We start from the raw sequence: 14,605 nt of genomic DNA on the forward strand, positions 1-14,605 counted from the left end.
TCCGGAATATTCGCTTGACGTCTAACTGTGTCCACCGTACGCTAAATGGCGTCCATAGGACACAATAACTCTGAAACGGAGCGCGATATGCCCACGACCAGCGTCCTCATCTCCGGCGCGAGCATTGCCGGACCCGCCCTCGCCTACTGGCTGAACCGCTACGGCTACCAGGTCACCGTGGTCGAGAAGTCGCCCGCGCCGCGCCCGGGCGGCCAGGCCGTGGACTTCAAGGGCGCGACCCACCTCGCCGTCCTCGACCGCATGGGCATTCTCGACGACCTCCGCAAGCGCGAGACCGGCACCGCGGATATGGCCTTCGTGAATACCGCAGGCCGTGAATTGGCGCGCATGTCAGGCGATTTCACCGGCGGTGATCTGGAAATCCTGCGCGGCGACCTTTCCGAGGTCCTCTACGACCACACCGCCGCGGGCTGCGAATACATTTTCGGCGACTACATCACCGCGCTCACCGAGACCGCCGAGGGCATGTACGTGGAATTCGCCCATGCGCCCGCGCGCACCGTCGATCTGGTGGTCGGCGCGGATGGCATTCACTCCGGGGTCCGGCGGCTGGCCTTCGGCCCCGAAAAGGATTTCGTGAAATACAAGGGCTGGTACTACTGCATCGCGGGCGACAATCGCGTCGATCCCGAGGAGATCGGCAAGCGCGGCCTGGCCTTCGCCTACAACGCACCCGGGCGACTGGCCGTCGAGAGCGGTCCGAAATCGCCGCAGATGTACATGTTCGCGTCGAAGGAACTCGACTATCCGCGCGAGGACATCGCCGAACAGAAGCGCATTGTCATCGAGAAGTTCACCGGCCTGGGGTGGCGAGTCCCCGAGATGCTGGCCGAATTGCGCACCCTCGACACCTTCTACCTCGACTCCATCAGCCAGGTGAAGATGGACACCTTCGTCAAGGGGCGCGTGGCGCTGCTCGGTGACGCGGCCTACGGCAATACCCTTGCCGGGTTCGGCACCGGATTGGCCGTGGTCGGAGCCTATGTGCTCGCCGGTGAGCTGGCCACGGCCGCGGGCGACCACGCCGGGGCCTTCGCCCGCTACCAGGAGATCATGAAGCGCTACGGACGCATGATCGACGGTTCGAATCCGGGTCCGTTCCTGGCTCCCAAGACCGCTCTCGGAATCCGTGCCCGCAATTGGTTCCTGGGCTCGTGGGCCTTCGATCTCATGCTGAAGTACAGCGACAAGGCCGCGAACGACATCGACCTGAAGAACTATCCGGAAATCGTGAGCGCGATGTGAGCTATTGTCCCGCAATGCAAATGGCACATGGGTATGGCGGCATGCGCCGCCATACCCATCGACCCGATATTCAAATGATGATGCCGAGTGTAGCCAGGGCGGCCACGAGTCCAGCTGCGCCGAGGGTTACGAAGAATGCGGCGAGTCCAGTCAACATGGTTCTTTTCCTTTCGTGGAACATCCGCGATATGCGGACACTCAGCTAATCGAGGGCAACGCGTGATGCGTTTCACAAATCAGCACGAAATCGGAAAATAGGTTGTTGACCGGGCGGCACCGTCAGCTGTCGCCGTTCACTTTCGCCATCGACAGCACATCGAGGCGGCGATCGAGCTCCTCGAGGGTGAGTTGGTCGTCGATGAGACCGCGATCGACGACCGTCTGGCGAATGGTTTTGCGTTCTTTCAGGGCCTGCTTGGCGACCGCCGCCGCCTCCTCGTAGCCGATCGCGGAATTGAGCGGCGTGACAATCGAGGGGGAGGATTCGGCCAGGGTGCGCAGGTGCTCCACATTGGCGGTGAGGCCGCTGACGCAGCGGTCGGCGAACAGGCGGGAGACATTGGCCAGCAGACGGATCGACTCCAGCACATTGCGGGCCATGACCGGAATGTAGACATTCAGTTCGAAGTGGCCGTTGCCGCCACCCCACGCCACCGCCGCGTCATTGCCGATGACCTGCGCGGCCACCTGCGTAACCGCTTCGGGCAGAACGGGATTGACCTTGCCGGGCATGATGGACGAACCCGGCTGAAGATCGGGCAGCTGAAGTTCGCCGAGGCCGGTGAGCGGACCCGAACCCATCCAGCGAATGTCGTTGGCGATCTTGGTGAGGCTGATGGCCACGGTGCGCAGCGCACCGGAGACCTCGACCAAGCCGTCGCGTGCGGCCTGCGCCTCGAAGTGATCGCGCGCCTCGGACAGCGCATCGAGCCCGGTCGACTTCTTCAGCTCCACAACGACTTTCGAGCCGAAACCGGCGGGCGCATTGAGGCCGGTGCCGACGGCGGTGCCGCCGATGGGCAGCTCGCCCAGGCGCGGCAGGGTGGTGAGCAGCCGTTCGATACCGGCGCTCACCTGGCGGGTGTAGCCGCCGAACTCCTGGCCGAGGGTCACCGGCACGGCGTCCATGAGGTGGGTGCGGCCCGACTTCACGACCTCGCGCCACTCGGTGGACTTGTCCAACAGCGCCAGCCGCAGATGCTCCAGGGCCGGAACGAGATCCTTCACCACGGCCTCGGTGGCGGCCAGATGAGTGGCGGTCGGGAAGGTGTCATTGGACGACTGCGACATGTTCACGTCGTCGTTGGGGTGCACCGTGACGCCGCTCCGGGCGGCGATGGTCGCGATCACCTCGTTGGCGTTCATATTCGAACTGGTGCCGGAGCCGGTCTGGAAGACGTCGATGGGGAACTGGTCGTCGTGCGCGCCGTCGGCGATCTCGGTGGCGGCGGCGATGATCGCGTCGGCCTTGGCGGCGTCCAGCAGTCCCAGATCGCGGTTCACCACCGCGCAGGCCGCCTTCAGCAGGCCCAGCGCGCGAATCTGGGCGCGCTCCAAACCGCGGCCGCTGATCGGGAAGTTCTCCACGGCCCGCTGAGTCTGGGCCCGCCACAACGCTGCGGCGGGTACGCGGACCTCGCCCATGGTGTCGTGTTCGATGCGGTACTCGGTCTCCTCGCTCATGGCACCGACCCTATGCCCGCGAAGGGGCTCGTGGGGTTGCCACGCCTGAGGGGATCAGCACACCGGAGGGCGCGGCGAAGCGGGAATAAGCGCGTCGCTACGCCTCATCCGGTGTGGGCGTCGCTCTCAGGACGAGAACAGCATCTTGCCGAAGCTCTTGTGCTTGTGATGGCCGTAGCCGCGATGCGGTGCGCCCCAGGCGGGCGCGCCGTGCATGGGCGGGGTGCCGTACTGCGCGGGCGGCGGGGGAGCGGAGTAGCCCGACTCCAAGCGCGACAGGGCCTCGAGCTCACCGTAATCCAGGAAGATTCCCCGGCACCCGCTGCACTGCTCGATATGCACCCCCGCCCGGTTGTACGTATGCATCATCGAATGACATTTCGGACACTGCATCCGGTTCATCTCCCCAGAACAATCCAACAAACGTATGCGTCATTCACCATACGGCAGCGGGCATTCGGCGGCAGGCGTCAATCAAGGCCACCTCGAGTTCATCCAGCTCCCGCCCCTCTTCGCCGGACTTCGCCACGGCGATGGCGGCGGACTGGACGACCAGCGCTCGGGCCGGAATATCAAGTGCCGCCCAGACATCCGTGTGCGGCGCGATAGCCGGGCCACCTGCCGCGATATACGCACCCAGGAACCGTTCCCAAGCGGCGGGGTCGAGAATCCCAGCCGCGAAGAACCCTGCGGGCCGCGCCAGATCCCACACCGGATCGCCGATGCCCATATCGTCGACATCCACCAGCCGCCAGCGGGATTCATGATCATCGAGCGGCGTCGCCCCGGTAGGGAGTGGAGGTGGGGCAGCGCTCGCCGGATGTGTGGCATCGGCTCGTGGCGGGAGGGTGTCACCCCGTAGCCGGACCAGTTGTCCGAGATGAAAGTCGCCGTGTATCAAGGTTTGTCGCCTCACTGGCGCAGCGCTTTCCCCCGCGTCGGCGTCGGATACAAGGTGCCGCGACGCCGCCGCAGAGGCAGGAGTAGAGGCAGGAGTGTCGCCGTGATCCAACGCTGGCAATCCGCCGAAGGCGCGCCACACCACCTCGGCCGCAGCGGGATTCGCTACACCACCGGCCGCGCGGAGGCGGCGCAAAGCGCGTCGTATTCGGTCCACGGCACCGGACGCGGGTACCCCGCCATGGACAGCTGGAACAGTCGCGTATCCGGCAGCCTTGTCGACCACCTGCGCGCTCGCCCCGGATCCACTCGCGCTGGGTCGAGACTCGTTCGCGCAGGCCGTGGACTCACCGGCGCTGGGCCTGAGGTCGCTCGCGCTGGCTGCGGACTCGCTGGCCCTGAAATCACTGCCGCTGCTTTCGGATCCGCTCGGCCTGGCCGTGGGAGGGCTGGCGCTGGGCCCGGGTTCGCCGGTGACTCCGCGGTCGCTGGCGCTGACCACGGATTCGTTCGCGCTGACGAGTGGTTGCCACGGGCAATTGTGCAGCCGTGCAAGCAATGTCGCGGCCGCTGCCCAGGGGGCGGCGTCCGGATCGTCTGGGTCGACCGGTTCGCCGTACGGCCACGCGGTGTAGACGCGGGCGGCTCGGATGGTCAGGAGGTCGCCGTCGACTGGGGTGGGCGGCAGCAGGATTCGGTGTAGGAGGGGGTTGGCCGCGAGATGGAGGCGGGTGCGTAGGGCCGCGGTGTCGGTGTCGACGGGGTGGGCCTTCAGCACCAGGTCGCCGATGCGCCCCACAACGGCGTCGGCGCGGTCGGACAGCAGGTGGGGCTGTCCGACCGCGCCGAGGCGGTGCGCGATGTCGGCCAGGGTGGTCAGCGCCTCGGAGGGGCTGGGGGGCAACGACATTCGCGGATCATATGCCGAGGATCAGGGCATGGGCGGGGCGGCGTCGTCGTCACCGACGAAATCGACCGAGGCGTACTCGCGCAGCTTCGACAGGCGGTGGTAGGCGTCGATCATGCGCACGGTGCCGGACTTGGCGCGCATGACGATGGACTGGGTGGACGCGCCGCCGCCGTAGTAGCGCACGCCGCGCAGCAGATCGCCGTCGGTGACGCCGGTGGCGCAGAAGAAGACGTCCTGGCCGGAGACCAGGTCCTCGGTGCCGAGAATGCGGTCCAGGTCGTGTCCGGCGGCGAGGGCCTTCTCGCGCTCGGCATCGTCCTTCGGAGCCAGCTTGGCCTGCAGCGCGCCGCCCATACAGCGCATGGCGGCCGCGGCGATGATGCCCTCGGGGGTGCCACCGATGCCGATCAGCATGTCGACGCCGGAGTCGGGGCGGGCGGTGGCGATGGCACCGGCCACGTCACCGTCGGAGATGAGGCGGATGCGCGCGCCCGCGTCGCGGACCTCCTGCATGTGCTGGGCGTGGCGCGGGCGGTCCAGAATGCAGACGGTCAGGTCGGAGACCGAGGAGCCCTTGGCCTTGGCGACGCGGCGTAGGTTCTCCGCGATCGGGGCGGCCAGGTCGATCACGTCGGCGGCGTCCGGGCCGACGGCGATCTTCTCCATGTAGAACACGGCGGAGGGGTCGAACATGGCCCCGCGCTCGGCAACCGCCAGCACGGAGATCGCGCCCGCCGAACCCTTGGACATGAGCGTGGTGCCGTCGATCGGGTCGACCGCGAAATCCAGCTCGGCGCCGGTGCCGTCGCCGACCAGCTCACCGTTGTAGAGCATGGGCGCTTCGTCCTTCTCGCCCTCGCCGATCACGACGATGCCGCGCATCGAGACGGTCGCCACCAGCTGGCGCATCGCGTCCACGGCCGCACCGTCGCCGCCCTCTTTGTCGCCGCGGCCCACCCAGCGCCCGGCTGCCATGGCACCGGCCTCGGTGACCCGGACCAACTCCAGGGCAAGGTTGCGGTCCGGAGCCTCGCGGCGGCTGGATGCGGTCATGACAGGTGCCTCCTTGGTTGTCTACTGCTGCGTGAATTGTCGCATTGAGGCCAGGCCCGACCTTCAGGCACTGGCGTTCCAATTCCGTAAGGTGAGCAATCCAACTCTCGGAACTCTCAGGGGCTGACGCCCCCGGACCCCCGAATGGAGGGGTCGGCCTCGGGGGTGGGGCGGAGTTCTGCGCTGGGTCGGTCGATCGCTGAGCTGCCCTGTGTGCCGGGTCGCAGGGGGTGGGCGTGGATACTGGGGGCGTGTCGTACCAAAAGCCGCGGATCATGAACGACTACAAGGATCTGTTCTGGTCCTTGCTCCCGTTGGTGCTGATCTGTTTGGTCATCGCCGGTATCGCCAGTCAGTGCTCGTTCTCCGCGAAGGGGCCGACGCCTGGGCAGATTCCGAACTTCGATGTGAAGGCCGCGTTGGCCGATGACGCGCGGACGCTGCCGTTCCCGATTCGCAGGCCCGCGCTGCCGGAGGGATGGACGCCCAATTCCGGCAATCACGACACGATTGTCGGCGCCGGGGGCGGTCCGGTGAGCACCGTCGGGTACATCACGCCGCAGGGTACGTACATGCAGCTCACTCAGTCCAACGCGGCCGAGGACGCGCTCGCCAAGAACGTGGTCGGCACCCGCTACGCCACCGGCACCGAACAGGTCGGCGACCGCAAATGGGTCGTCTACTCCGAACCCGGCACCGAAACCGCCTGGATCACCGACTTCGGCGACGTCCGCGTCCTCATCAAAGGCGCAGGCACCCCCGCCGCCTACAACACCCTCGCCTCCGCCATAGGCCAAGCCCAACCCCTCCCGCGCACCTGACCGACCAGGTACTGGTGGCGGGGGCTTCTCGCACGATGCCGCCATGAGTACCTGGTGATCTTGGTGCCCTTCCGCGCCCCGGAGACTGGGGGCGTGTTTCGAGGGAGGTTGTCGGGGAGACTCGCCGGATGAGGAAAGTCATTGCCGCACTTGCCGTTACCGCCGCGTTGGCTGCCCCGGCGGGGATCGCCGCAGCGGAACCGGTCGCTCTCGAACCCGCGCCGGTCGCTTCGCCTTCGACCGGGTCGGCTGTCGATGCCGGGTCGGCCAATGGGCTGTTGAATGCGTTCTGCGCGGTGATTCACATGTTGAAGATCGGCTCCGTGGACAGCTCCGGGGGTCCGAAGTGCGGTGGGCTGTCCTGAGCGTTCCTCAGCGGTGGCTGACGACGTTGACGATCTTGCCGTTCGGGTCGCGGACGAAGAAGCGGCGCACACCCCAGGGTTCGTCGCGCAGCGCGTAGACGATCTCGGCTCCGGCCGCGACCATGGCGGCGTGCGCGGCGTCGACATCGTCGACCTCGACGCTCATATCCGGATGCGGCTCCTCGTCGTTCGGCGCGAACAGCAGCACCTGCGCCGTCGGGTTCGAGGGGCTGGCCAGCGTCACCACCCAGCCGAGGTCCATCACCTCCTCGAACCCGAGTTCGCGGTAGAACGCCCGGCTGCGGGCCATATCGTCGGTGCGCAGATCGGGGACGACGCGGCGGATCGTCATGCTCACTCCTCGTCGCGCTTGGCCAGCGCGTCCTCGACCCGCTGGCGCGCACCGGCGAGATGCTCCTCGCAGCGGGTCGCCAGCGCCTCGCCGCGCTCCCAGAGCGCCAGCGACTCGTCCAGGTCCATTCCGCCCTGTTCGAGCATTTTCACGACATTCACCAATTCGTCGCGGGCGCGTTCATAGCCGAATCCGGCGATTTCGGTGATTTCAGCCTCGGTCATCGGTGTCCTTTCGAGTACGGGGGCCGAGGGGCTGGGCGCCCAGGGCGGCGGCGGAGATCGCGCCGTCGGCCACGCGGATACGCAGCTGACTTCCGGCGGGGGAATCGTCGATGGAGCGAATGACGTGTCGTTCGTTGCCCGAAACCCGTTGCACCACAGCGTAACCGCGCGCCAAGGTGGCGGCGGGGCCGACGGCGGTGAGCTTTTCGCGCAGATGCCGGGTGGTGGTGGATTCGCCGTGCAGCACATGCTCGACGGCACGGCGGGCGGCGGTGCGCAGCCGCTCCACCTCGTCGTGCTTCTGGTCGAGCATGCGCAACGGCTCGGCCAGTACGGGGCGGGAGCGGAGCTGTTCCAGGGCACGGGATTCGCGATTCACCCATCCGCGCAACGCCGCCGCGGCCCGCTCGCGCTGTTCGCGCAGCAGCGCCATTTCCGCCGCGGCGTCGGGGACCATGCGTTTGGCGGCGTCGGTCGGGGTCGCCGCGCGCAGATCCGCCACGTAGTCGCTGATCGGATTGTCCGGCTCGTGCCCGATGGCGCTGACGATCGGCGTCTTGGCGGAAACGATTGCCCGGCACAGGGTCTCATCGGAGAACGGCAGCAGATCCTCGACACTGCCGCCGCCGCGCGCCAGCACGATCACATCCACTTCGGGATGCGCGTCCAGCGTGGCGATGGCCTCGAGGATTTGCGGTACGGCGGTCGGCCCCTGTACGGCGGTATTGCGAATCTCGAACCGCACCGCGGGCCAGCGCTGCGTCGCCACCGTCACCACATCGTGCTCGGCCGCCGACGCGCGGCCGGTGATGAGCCCGATCCGCCTGGGCAGAAACGGAATAGGCCGCTTGAGCCGATCGTCGAACAGTCCCTCCGCCGCCAGCAGCGCCTTCAACCGCTCGATGCGCGCCAGCAGTTCGCCGATGCCCACGGGCCGAATCTCGGTGACCCGCAACGAGATGGTCCCGCGCCCGGTGAAGAAGGAGAGCTTGCCGTAGACGATCACCCGACTGCCCTCTTGCAGCGGCACCGGCGAATTCCGCAGCAGCGCCGGATCGCACGTCACCGACAGCGACATATCCGCGGCCGGATCGCGCAACACCAGAAACGCCGTCCGGGTGCCCGGGCGCAGATTGATCTGCGTGATCTGCCCCTCCACCCACACCGCGCCCAACCGGTCGATCCACTGCGCGACCTTGACCGCGATGGTGCGCACCGGCATCGGGTTCTCCGGAGAACTCGCGGCTCGCTCTGACTTCGCGGCATTCACCGCACCAGTGTCGGTCACCGCCCCATTGTCGTGGTCGCTACCGACACACTCGGCACCACCCGCCGAAACACCACGATCACCCAGGTCGTCCGCGTGGCATGGGTGCGGCCCCTCATCGTGATGGGGGTTCGGGGGCGAAGCCCCTGAGAGTTCCGAGAGTTGGATTCCCCGAAACGGCGCAGCGCCGGTCGCCGGATCGAATCCGGGCGACCGGCGCTGCGCGGGGTCTTACTTGGCCTGCACGGTCGCGATGCGGTTCGTCAGCATGGTGACGAAGGGGGCACGCGCCTGCGTCTGCTGCTCGTAGTCCAGCAGCTGGGCCAGTTCGTCGACGCTGAGCATGCGTAGCCGGGCGCGCAGCTGGGCCAGGGTCATGTTCAGGTAGTCGTAGCGCGAGGCGACCTCCGGCTCCACGACCGCGGCGGCACTGCCGTTGTGGCCATTGGTGGACGCCACGGAAGCGGTTGCGGGGGCTGCGGATTCGGCGACGGGCTGCGGGTCGGCGGCCGGGGCCTCCTGCTCCTCGGCCACCGCCTGCTCCGGCTGCTCGATCGCTTCCGGCTCCCCGGCCGCGTCGGAAATCACATCGGCTTCCGGTGCGGGAACCGCGATCGGCTCCGGCTCCGGCGCGACGGAATCCTCGGGGCTATACAGGTCGAAACGGCTCTTTCGTACCGATTCCGACGCGCTGCCGAAGATTTGCTCGTCGCTCACGTCTTCATCGAAGGTGGCCCACTCCGGCTGCTCTTCTGGGCGGTTGGTCAAACGGTCGAAAACCTCGTCGCCCTTGAGAGCGAGGCTGGTCACGAACTGCTGCAGGTGCATGAAGTTCTGCAGCATCTGGCTGACGGCCGTAATCGGGAGGTTCACCGCGGTCGTCGGTAGCCGACGGGTTTCCTCGAGGGCGTAAACGGCGGCCCCGGCGGCTACCCGGGCCAGGAAGGGTGGTCGAAACATGGTCCTAGCCTGCCCGAAACGCCGTGTGATGCAAAGGCTGGAATTCGCCGAAAGTGATTCTCGGCTCCGGCTCCGACCCCATGCCATTCATCGCGCACACGTATTCTGTGGGGCATGTCCTCGGCTATCCCCTTGAACGTCGGAATCACCCGGTCGGCCGTATCGGGTGATGCCGATTCGCCGAAGCGCGTTCTGCTCGCCGAACCCCGTGGCTATTGCGCCGGTGTGGACCGCGCGGTGGAGACGGTGGAGAAGGCCCTCGAGAAGCACGGCGCGCCTCTCTACGTCCGCAAGGAAATCGTGCACAACCGGCACGTGGTGGAGACGCTACGGGAGCGCGGGGTGATCTTCGTGGACGAGACCGACGAGGTGCCGCCCGGCTCGGTCGTGGTCTTCTCCGCGCACGGCGTCTCGCCGATGGTGCACGAGTCGGCCGCCGCGCGCAGCCTGCACACCATCGACGCCACCTGCCCGCTGGTGACCAAGGTGCACCAGGAGGCCAAGCGCTTCGCCCGCGACGATTTCGACATACTGCTTATCGGCCACGAGGGCCACGAGGAGGTCGAGGGCACCGCCGGTGAGGCCCCCGACCACGTGCAGCTCGTGGACGGCCCGGACTCCGTCGACAACGTGACCGTGCGCGACGAGAACAAGGTCATCTGGCTGTCGCAGACCACGCTGAGCGTGGACGAGACCATGGAGACGGTGCAGCGGCTGCGCGAGCGCTTCCCGAATCTGCAGGATCCGCCCAGCGACGACATCTGCTACGCCACCTCGAACCGCCAGACCGCGGTCAAGGCCATGGCCCCCGAATGCGATCTGGTGATCGTGGTCGGCTCGCGCAACTCCTCCAACTCGGTGCGCCTGGTCGAGGTGGCCCTGAGCGCGGGCGCGCGCGCCGCGTACCTGGTCGACTACGCCCGCGAACTGGATCTGGCCTGGCTGGAGGGCGTGCGCACGATCGGCGTCACCTCGGGTGCGTCGGTGCCGGAGATTCTGGTGGAGGGCGTGCTGGAGCTGCTGGCTGAGCACGGCTTCGGCGATGTGCAGCCGGTGACCACGGCCAATGAGACGCTGGTGTTCGCGCTGCCGCGTGAGCTGCGCACCGCCCGCGCCTGAGATTCCTGACCACACGCCAGCGCCCCCATGCGAAACAGCATGGGGGCGCTGGTGTTCGTGCGGTTGTTCCGGCGGGCGGCTCAGCGCTCGATGCGGCCCGAATCGCGGTCGCGGTAGCGGACATTCGGGCGGGGATGCGGCGGGAGGTCGCCGCTGCCGCCGCGGCGACGGGGCTGGGGTTGGTCGGACGGGAGTTTGCGGTCCGGGCGCGGCTTGCGGGCGTTGGGCGGCGGCGGGGTGCGATCGGCCGGAGGCGTCTTGCGTTCCGCGGCGGGGGCTTTGGCGGAGGACTTGCGGTCCGCGGCCGACTTGCGTTCGCCCATGGGAGGTTTGCGGTCCGACGGCGGACGCTTGCGGTCGCCGGGACCGCCGACGCGGGGCGGGCGCTCGGCGACCCGGCCGCTGGGGCGACGCCCGCGCGGGGCGGCCTCGGCGGCGCTGTCGTCGAATTCGGCGCTGTCGTCGGGCGCGGCGCGGAAGCGTTTTCTGGCCGGTTCCGTCGAGTCGGCGGAACGGGTCCGGCGGCTACGGGCGGCATTGGCGGGGCGGGTGCGGGCGCGCGGGGTGCGGGGACGATCACCGCCCGCGGCGGCCTCCTGGCGGTGCAGGTAGATGCGGACCGCGCCGATGGCCAGGACCAGGACGGTGGCGAGCGCCATGGTGGGGAACCGATTGACCAGTGGAATGGCCAAATTCAGCAGGATGTCCTTCAGCTTCAGGCTGCCCGAGCTGCCCAGAAACTGCTGATACGCCAGCGGCACGGAGAAGAACAGCAGCAGCGGCGGCAGCACCATGACGCTGAACAGCCCCCGGTAGCGCACCACCAGCACCGCGATCACACAGCCCAGCACATACAGCGTCGAGAAGGTGCGGGTCAGCTCCGACCCACCACGAGCATCGATGAAGAACCCGAGAAAGGTGCACGTGACCGCGATCAATACCGCCGCACCGGCGGGGACGCCCGGCACCGTCGGCAGAATCGAACGGTGCGACGCAGGCACCTCGGGTCGCTCGCTTGGGGTAACTGCCACGTCAAGCACACTAAGGCATGTCGCTATTCCGCGAGGGAGGCGACATCAAGCGGCTTGCCGAGCAGCCCTTACCCGCGCTGGTCGATACTGTCGGCATAACCGTCCGCGGCCTCGCTGAAACCGACCGCGCGCGGCCAACTGTCCACCCGCCCGATCTCCGGGACGGGCGCGTCGGCGATATCGAGTTCGTGGAGTTTGCGGGCGGTCACCATGACTCGTGATTCCACCGAGGCGACGGCCTTGTTGAACGCCATCACCGTTTTTCCCAGTTGCGCGCCGAGATCGTCCATATGACGGCCCGCGACACTCAGCCGCGAATACAGCTCCCGGCCCAGCTGGTGCACCTGCGCCATATCGCGGGTGAGCGCCTCCTGCCGCCAGCCCAGCGCCACCGTGCGTAGCAGTGCGACCAGGGTGGTCGGGGTCGCGAGGATCACATTCCGTCCGAAGGCGTACTCGAGCAATCCGGAATCGGTGGTGAGGGCCGCGTCGAGGAAGGGGTCGCCGGGCACGAAGAGCACCACGAATTCCGGGGACGGTTCGAAGGCCGCCCAGTACTCCTTGTCGGCCAGCTGATCGACGTGGGCGCGCAGGTGTTTGGCGTGCAGGGCGAGGTGGCGCTTCTGCTCGCGCGGATCCTCCGTCGCGGCGGCGTCCAGATAGGCGGTGCACGGCACCTTGGCGTCCACCACGATCTGGCGGCCGCCCGCGAGGCGCACCACCATATCGGGGCGGATGACGGTATCGCCGCGGCGCGTCACCTGCGTGTCGAAATCGCAGTGCCGGGTCATACCCGCCAATTCCACGACGCGTTCGAGTTGAATCTCGCCCCAGCGCCCGCGCACTTGGGGCGCGCGTAGCGCGGCCACCAATTGACCCGTCTGGGTGGACAGCTGATGCGACATGCGCTGCATTCCCGCAACCTGTTCGCGCAGACCCGAATACGCGTTGATACGGCTGTGCTCGACCTCTTGGATGTGGCGGTTCAAGGTGCCGACGGCCTCGCGCAGCGGTTCCACCAGATTGCCGATGGCATAGGACTGCCGCCGCGCCGCATCCTCGCTGGCCGCGCCGAGGGACTGCCGTAGCAACCGCTCGTTGTCGTTCATCGCGGCGAGCCGCGCCTCGGCGACGGCGGCGCGTTGCCCGGCCCGCGCGGAGTGCGCGAGCCACCCCACGGCCAGCCCGGCGAGGAACACCAACAGCAGCGCAAACAGCATCGGTGCGGTCATGACGCAGATAGTGCACTACGTCACCGACAGAATCGCGGAATCGGGCAATTCGCAGCGAGTTTCCAGCAACTGGTCGGCATGTTCTCGTCGGCTGCGGGATTCGGGCGCGCGCGGATTCGGACCGCCGCTGGCTACTTGTCGGCCGCATCGCCTACCGTTTTGCGTCATGCGAATCCTGCACACCTCCGACTGGCATATCGGCCGTACCTTTCACGGTGTCGATCTGCTGGCCGACCAGGCGTGTTCGCTCGCCGCCATCGCGGCTCTGGTGGATTCGGAGGGGGTGGATGTGGTGGTGGTACCCGGTGACGTGTACGACCGGTCCATTCCCAGCGCCGACGCTATCGCGGTGTGCAACCGGGGATTCGAGGCGATTCGGGCGGCGGGGGCAACCATCGTGGCCACGTCGGGCAATCACGATTCGCCGACGCGATTGGGGGCGCTGGGGAGTTTCGCGGCGGCCGGGGGATTGCATTTGCGCACCACCATCGCGGAGGTGAATCGGCCCGTGGTGGTGGCGGACGCGCACGGGGAGGTGGCCTTCTACGGGATTCCCTACTTGGAGCCGGATATCACGCGCGTCGAATTGGGTGTGCCGCAAGCGCGTTCGCATGCCGAGATTCTGGACGCGGCCATGGGGTTGATTCGCGCCGATCTGGCGCAGCGGCAGCGCGCGGTTCCGGCGGGTGGCACGGCGCGGTCGGTGGTGTTGGCGCATGCCTTCGTGGTCGGCGGTGAGGCCACCGGCTCGGAGCGCTCCATTTCCGTGGGCGGTGTGGAGACGGTGCCGCTGCGGGCCTTCGACGGCATCGACTATGTGGCGCTGGGGCATTTGCATTCACCGCAGACGCTGTCGGAATCGGTGCGGTATTCCGGTTCGCCGCTGCCGTATTCGTTCGGCGAGCGGTCGCATCGCAAGGCGGTGTGGCTGGTGGAATTGGACGGCTCCGGGCTTCGCGAGGTACGACGCGTCGACCTGCCGGTGGTGCGCGGTTTGAGCCAGATCAGCGGGAATCTCGAGGAACTGCTCACCGAACCGGAATTCGCTGCCGCCGAAAACGACTATGTGGCCGCCACTCTCACCGACCACGCCCGCCCCGTGGACGCACTGCGCAAACTGCGAACCCGTTTCTCGCACGCCGTGCACGTGGAATGGGTTCGGCCCGAAGGGAACCCGGAATTGCGCTACCGTGAGCGCGTGCACGGCCGCCGGGACACCGAAATAGCGCACACCTTCCTCACCGATGTGCGCGGAACCCCCAGCGCGAGCGAAATGCACTGGGTGGAAAAAGCATTGGCCGCCGCCGTCCGCGAACCCGAACGCGAATCGAGCGCCGCGGAAGGGCTGTTCGCGAACCCGGACACCACGGAACTCACCGCATGACCGCCGCTCACGCCAGCGAATCGCGTCGCCCGGCGACC

The 14,605-nt window shown here is 67.6% G+C and carries 15 protein-coding genes; 5 read left to right on the forward strand and 10 right to left on the reverse strand.

The window, feature by feature from the left end; translation table 11 throughout:
* Positions 1 to 87: 87 nt before the first annotated feature.
* Positions 88 to 1,266 carry an FAD-dependent monooxygenase gene (locus tag ACIBH2_RS16695; RefSeq protein ID WP_397118249.1) on the forward strand — a complete coding sequence of 393 codons (1,179 nt, stop codon included), beginning with the start codon at positions 88 to 90 and terminating at the stop codon, positions 1,264 to 1,266.
* A gap of 279 nt (positions 1,267 to 1,545) precedes the next feature.
* On the opposite strand, the gene ACIBH2_RS16700 is transcribed toward ACIBH2_RS16695, so the two are convergent.
* The 4 genes from ACIBH2_RS16700 to glpX all read right to left on the reverse strand — a co-directional run bounded on the left by ACIBH2_RS16700 (position 1,546) and on the right by glpX (position 5,812).
* Positions 1,546 to 2,949: a class II fumarate hydratase gene (locus ACIBH2_RS16700; RefSeq protein WP_397118251.1), complete on the reverse strand. Its 1,404-nt coding sequence runs from the start codon at positions 2,947 to 2,949 to the stop codon at positions 1,546 to 1,548.
* Positions 2,950 to 3,075: 126 nt separating this feature from the next.
* Positions 3,076 to 3,351 (reverse strand): zf-TFIIB domain-containing protein, encoded by a 276-nt coding sequence (locus tag ACIBH2_RS16705; RefSeq protein WP_397118252.1) that lies wholly within the window; start codon positions 3,349 to 3,351, stop codon positions 3,076 to 3,078.
* A gap of 34 nt (positions 3,352 to 3,385) precedes the next feature.
* Positions 3,386 to 4,759 (reverse strand): phosphotransferase family protein, encoded by a 1,374-nt coding sequence (locus ACIBH2_RS16710; RefSeq protein WP_397118254.1) that lies wholly within the window; start codon positions 4,757 to 4,759, stop codon positions 3,386 to 3,388.
* Between the two features lie 21 nt (positions 4,760 to 4,780).
* Complete coding sequence (glpX, locus tag ACIBH2_RS16715) at positions 4,781 to 5,812, reverse strand: class II fructose-bisphosphatase (RefSeq protein WP_397118256.1); 1,032 nt, start codon at positions 5,810 to 5,812, stop codon at positions 4,781 to 4,783.
* Between the two features lie 251 nt (positions 5,813 to 6,063).
* On the opposite strand from glpX, the gene ACIBH2_RS16720 reads away from it, so the two are divergent.
* Positions 6,064 to 6,633 (forward strand): DUF4245 domain-containing protein, encoded by a 570-nt coding sequence (locus ACIBH2_RS16720; protein WP_397118259.1) that lies wholly within the window; start codon positions 6,064 to 6,066, stop codon positions 6,631 to 6,633.
* 128 nt (positions 6,634 to 6,761) lie between these two features.
* The gene (locus ACIBH2_RS16725) at positions 6,762 to 6,998 is read left to right on the forward strand and encodes a hypothetical protein (RefSeq protein WP_397118261.1); all 237 of its coding nucleotides are present in this window, start codon (positions 6,762 to 6,764) and stop codon (positions 6,996 to 6,998) included.
* Between the two features lie 7 nt (positions 6,999 to 7,005).
* On the opposite strand, the gene ACIBH2_RS16730 is transcribed toward ACIBH2_RS16725, so the two are convergent.
* The 4 genes from ACIBH2_RS16730 to ACIBH2_RS16745 all read right to left on the reverse strand — a co-directional run bounded on the left by ACIBH2_RS16730 (position 7,006) and on the right by ACIBH2_RS16745 (position 9,801).
* The gene (locus ACIBH2_RS16730; protein WP_397118263.1) at positions 7,006 to 7,350 is read right to left on the reverse strand and encodes a VOC family protein; all 345 of its coding nucleotides are present in this window, start codon (positions 7,348 to 7,350) and stop codon (positions 7,006 to 7,008) included.
* Between the two features lie 2 nt (positions 7,351 to 7,352).
* On the reverse strand, positions 7,353 to 7,574 hold the full coding sequence (locus ACIBH2_RS16735; RefSeq protein WP_397118265.1) for an exodeoxyribonuclease VII small subunit: 222 nt from the start codon (positions 7,572 to 7,574) through the stop codon (positions 7,353 to 7,355).
* On the reverse strand, positions 7,561 to 8,796 hold the full coding sequence (gene xseA, locus ACIBH2_RS16740) for an exodeoxyribonuclease VII large subunit (RefSeq protein WP_397120797.1): 1,236 nt from the start codon (positions 8,794 to 8,796) through the stop codon (positions 7,561 to 7,563). The genes ACIBH2_RS16735 and xseA overlap by 14 nt, the downstream gene beginning before the upstream one ends.
* A 276-nt stretch (positions 8,797 to 9,072) precedes the next feature.
* A complete protein-coding gene (locus ACIBH2_RS16745; RefSeq protein ID WP_397118267.1) occupies positions 9,073 to 9,801 on the reverse strand; it encodes a lipid droplet-associated protein in 729 nt (242 codons plus the stop codon).
* 114 nt (positions 9,802 to 9,915) lie between these two features.
* Between ACIBH2_RS16745 and ACIBH2_RS16750 the strand changes: the two genes are divergently transcribed.
* Entirely contained in the window at positions 9,916 to 10,920 is a 1,005-nt protein-coding gene (locus tag ACIBH2_RS16750; RefSeq protein WP_397118269.1) for a 4-hydroxy-3-methylbut-2-enyl diphosphate reductase, read from the forward strand.
* Positions 10,921 to 11,000: 80 nt separating this feature from the next.
* On the opposite strand, the gene ACIBH2_RS16755 is transcribed toward ACIBH2_RS16750, so the two are convergent.
* Both ACIBH2_RS16755 and ACIBH2_RS16760 read right to left on the reverse strand, forming a co-directional pair.
* Positions 11,001 to 11,951, reverse strand: a complete 951-nt coding sequence (locus ACIBH2_RS16755) for a DUF6542 domain-containing protein (protein WP_397118271.1) — start codon at positions 11,949 to 11,951, stop codon at positions 11,001 to 11,003.
* A 68-nt stretch (positions 11,952 to 12,019) separates the two neighbouring features.
* Entirely contained in the window at positions 12,020 to 13,183 is a 1,164-nt protein-coding gene (locus ACIBH2_RS16760) for a DNA recombination protein RmuC (protein ID WP_397118273.1), read from the reverse strand.
* A 166-nt stretch (positions 13,184 to 13,349) separates the two neighbouring features.
* Here ACIBH2_RS16760 and ACIBH2_RS16765 point away from each other — a divergent pair, with 166 nt between their 5' ends.
* Positions 13,350 to 14,567 (forward strand): exonuclease SbcCD subunit D, encoded by a 1,218-nt coding sequence (locus tag ACIBH2_RS16765; protein ID WP_397118275.1) that lies wholly within the window; start codon positions 13,350 to 13,352, stop codon positions 14,565 to 14,567.
* Positions 14,568 to 14,605: the final 38 nt, after the last annotated feature.

The organism is Nocardia sp. NPDC050406, from assembly GCF_044459025.1.
In the GTDB taxonomy this organism is placed as follows: domain Bacteria; phylum Actinomycetota; class Actinomycetes; order Mycobacteriales; family Mycobacteriaceae; genus Nocardia.

Bases quoted from the DNA above. Each gene is read 5' to 3' on its own strand.
- ACIBH2_RS16695 (WP_397118249.1), top strand. From the start codon at position 88: ATGCCCACGACCAGCGTCCTCATCTCCGGCGCGAGCATTGCCGGACCC.
- ACIBH2_RS16700 (WP_397118251.1), bottom strand. From the start codon at position 2,949: ATGAGCGAGGAGACCGAGTACCGCATCGAACACGACACCATGGGCGAG.
- ACIBH2_RS16705 (WP_397118252.1), bottom strand. From the start codon at position 3,351: ATGAACCGGATGCAGTGTCCGAAATGTCATTCGATGATGCATACGTAC.
- ACIBH2_RS16710 (WP_397118254.1), bottom strand. From the start codon at position 4,759: ATGTCGTTGCCCCCCAGCCCCTCCGAGGCGCTGACCACCCTGGCCGAC.
- glpX (WP_397118256.1), bottom strand. From the start codon at position 5,812: ATGACCGCATCCAGCCGCCGCGAGGCTCCGGACCGCAACCTTGCCCTG.
- ACIBH2_RS16725 (WP_397118261.1), top strand. From the start codon at position 6,762: ATGAGGAAAGTCATTGCCGCACTTGCCGTTACCGCCGCGTTGGCTGCC.
- ACIBH2_RS16730 (WP_397118263.1), bottom strand. From the start codon at position 7,350: ATGACGATCCGCCGCGTCGTCCCCGATCTGCGCACCGACGATATGGCC.
- ACIBH2_RS16735 (WP_397118265.1), bottom strand. From the start codon at position 7,574: ATGACCGAGGCTGAAATCACCGAAATCGCCGGATTCGGCTATGAACGC.
- xseA (WP_397120797.1), bottom strand. From the start codon at position 8,796: ATGCCGGTGCGCACCATCGCGGTCAAGGTCGCGCAGTGGATCGACCGG.
- ACIBH2_RS16745 (WP_397118267.1), bottom strand. From the start codon at position 9,801: ATGTTTCGACCACCCTTCCTGGCCCGGGTAGCCGCCGGGGCCGCCGTT.
- ACIBH2_RS16750 (WP_397118269.1), top strand. From the start codon at position 9,916: ATGTCCTCGGCTATCCCCTTGAACGTCGGAATCACCCGGTCGGCCGTA.
- ACIBH2_RS16760 (WP_397118273.1), bottom strand. From the start codon at position 13,183: ATGACCGCACCGATGCTGTTTGCGCTGCTGTTGGTGTTCCTCGCCGGG.
- ACIBH2_RS16765 (WP_397118275.1), top strand. From the start codon at position 13,350: ATGCGAATCCTGCACACCTCCGACTGGCATATCGGCCGTACCTTTCAC.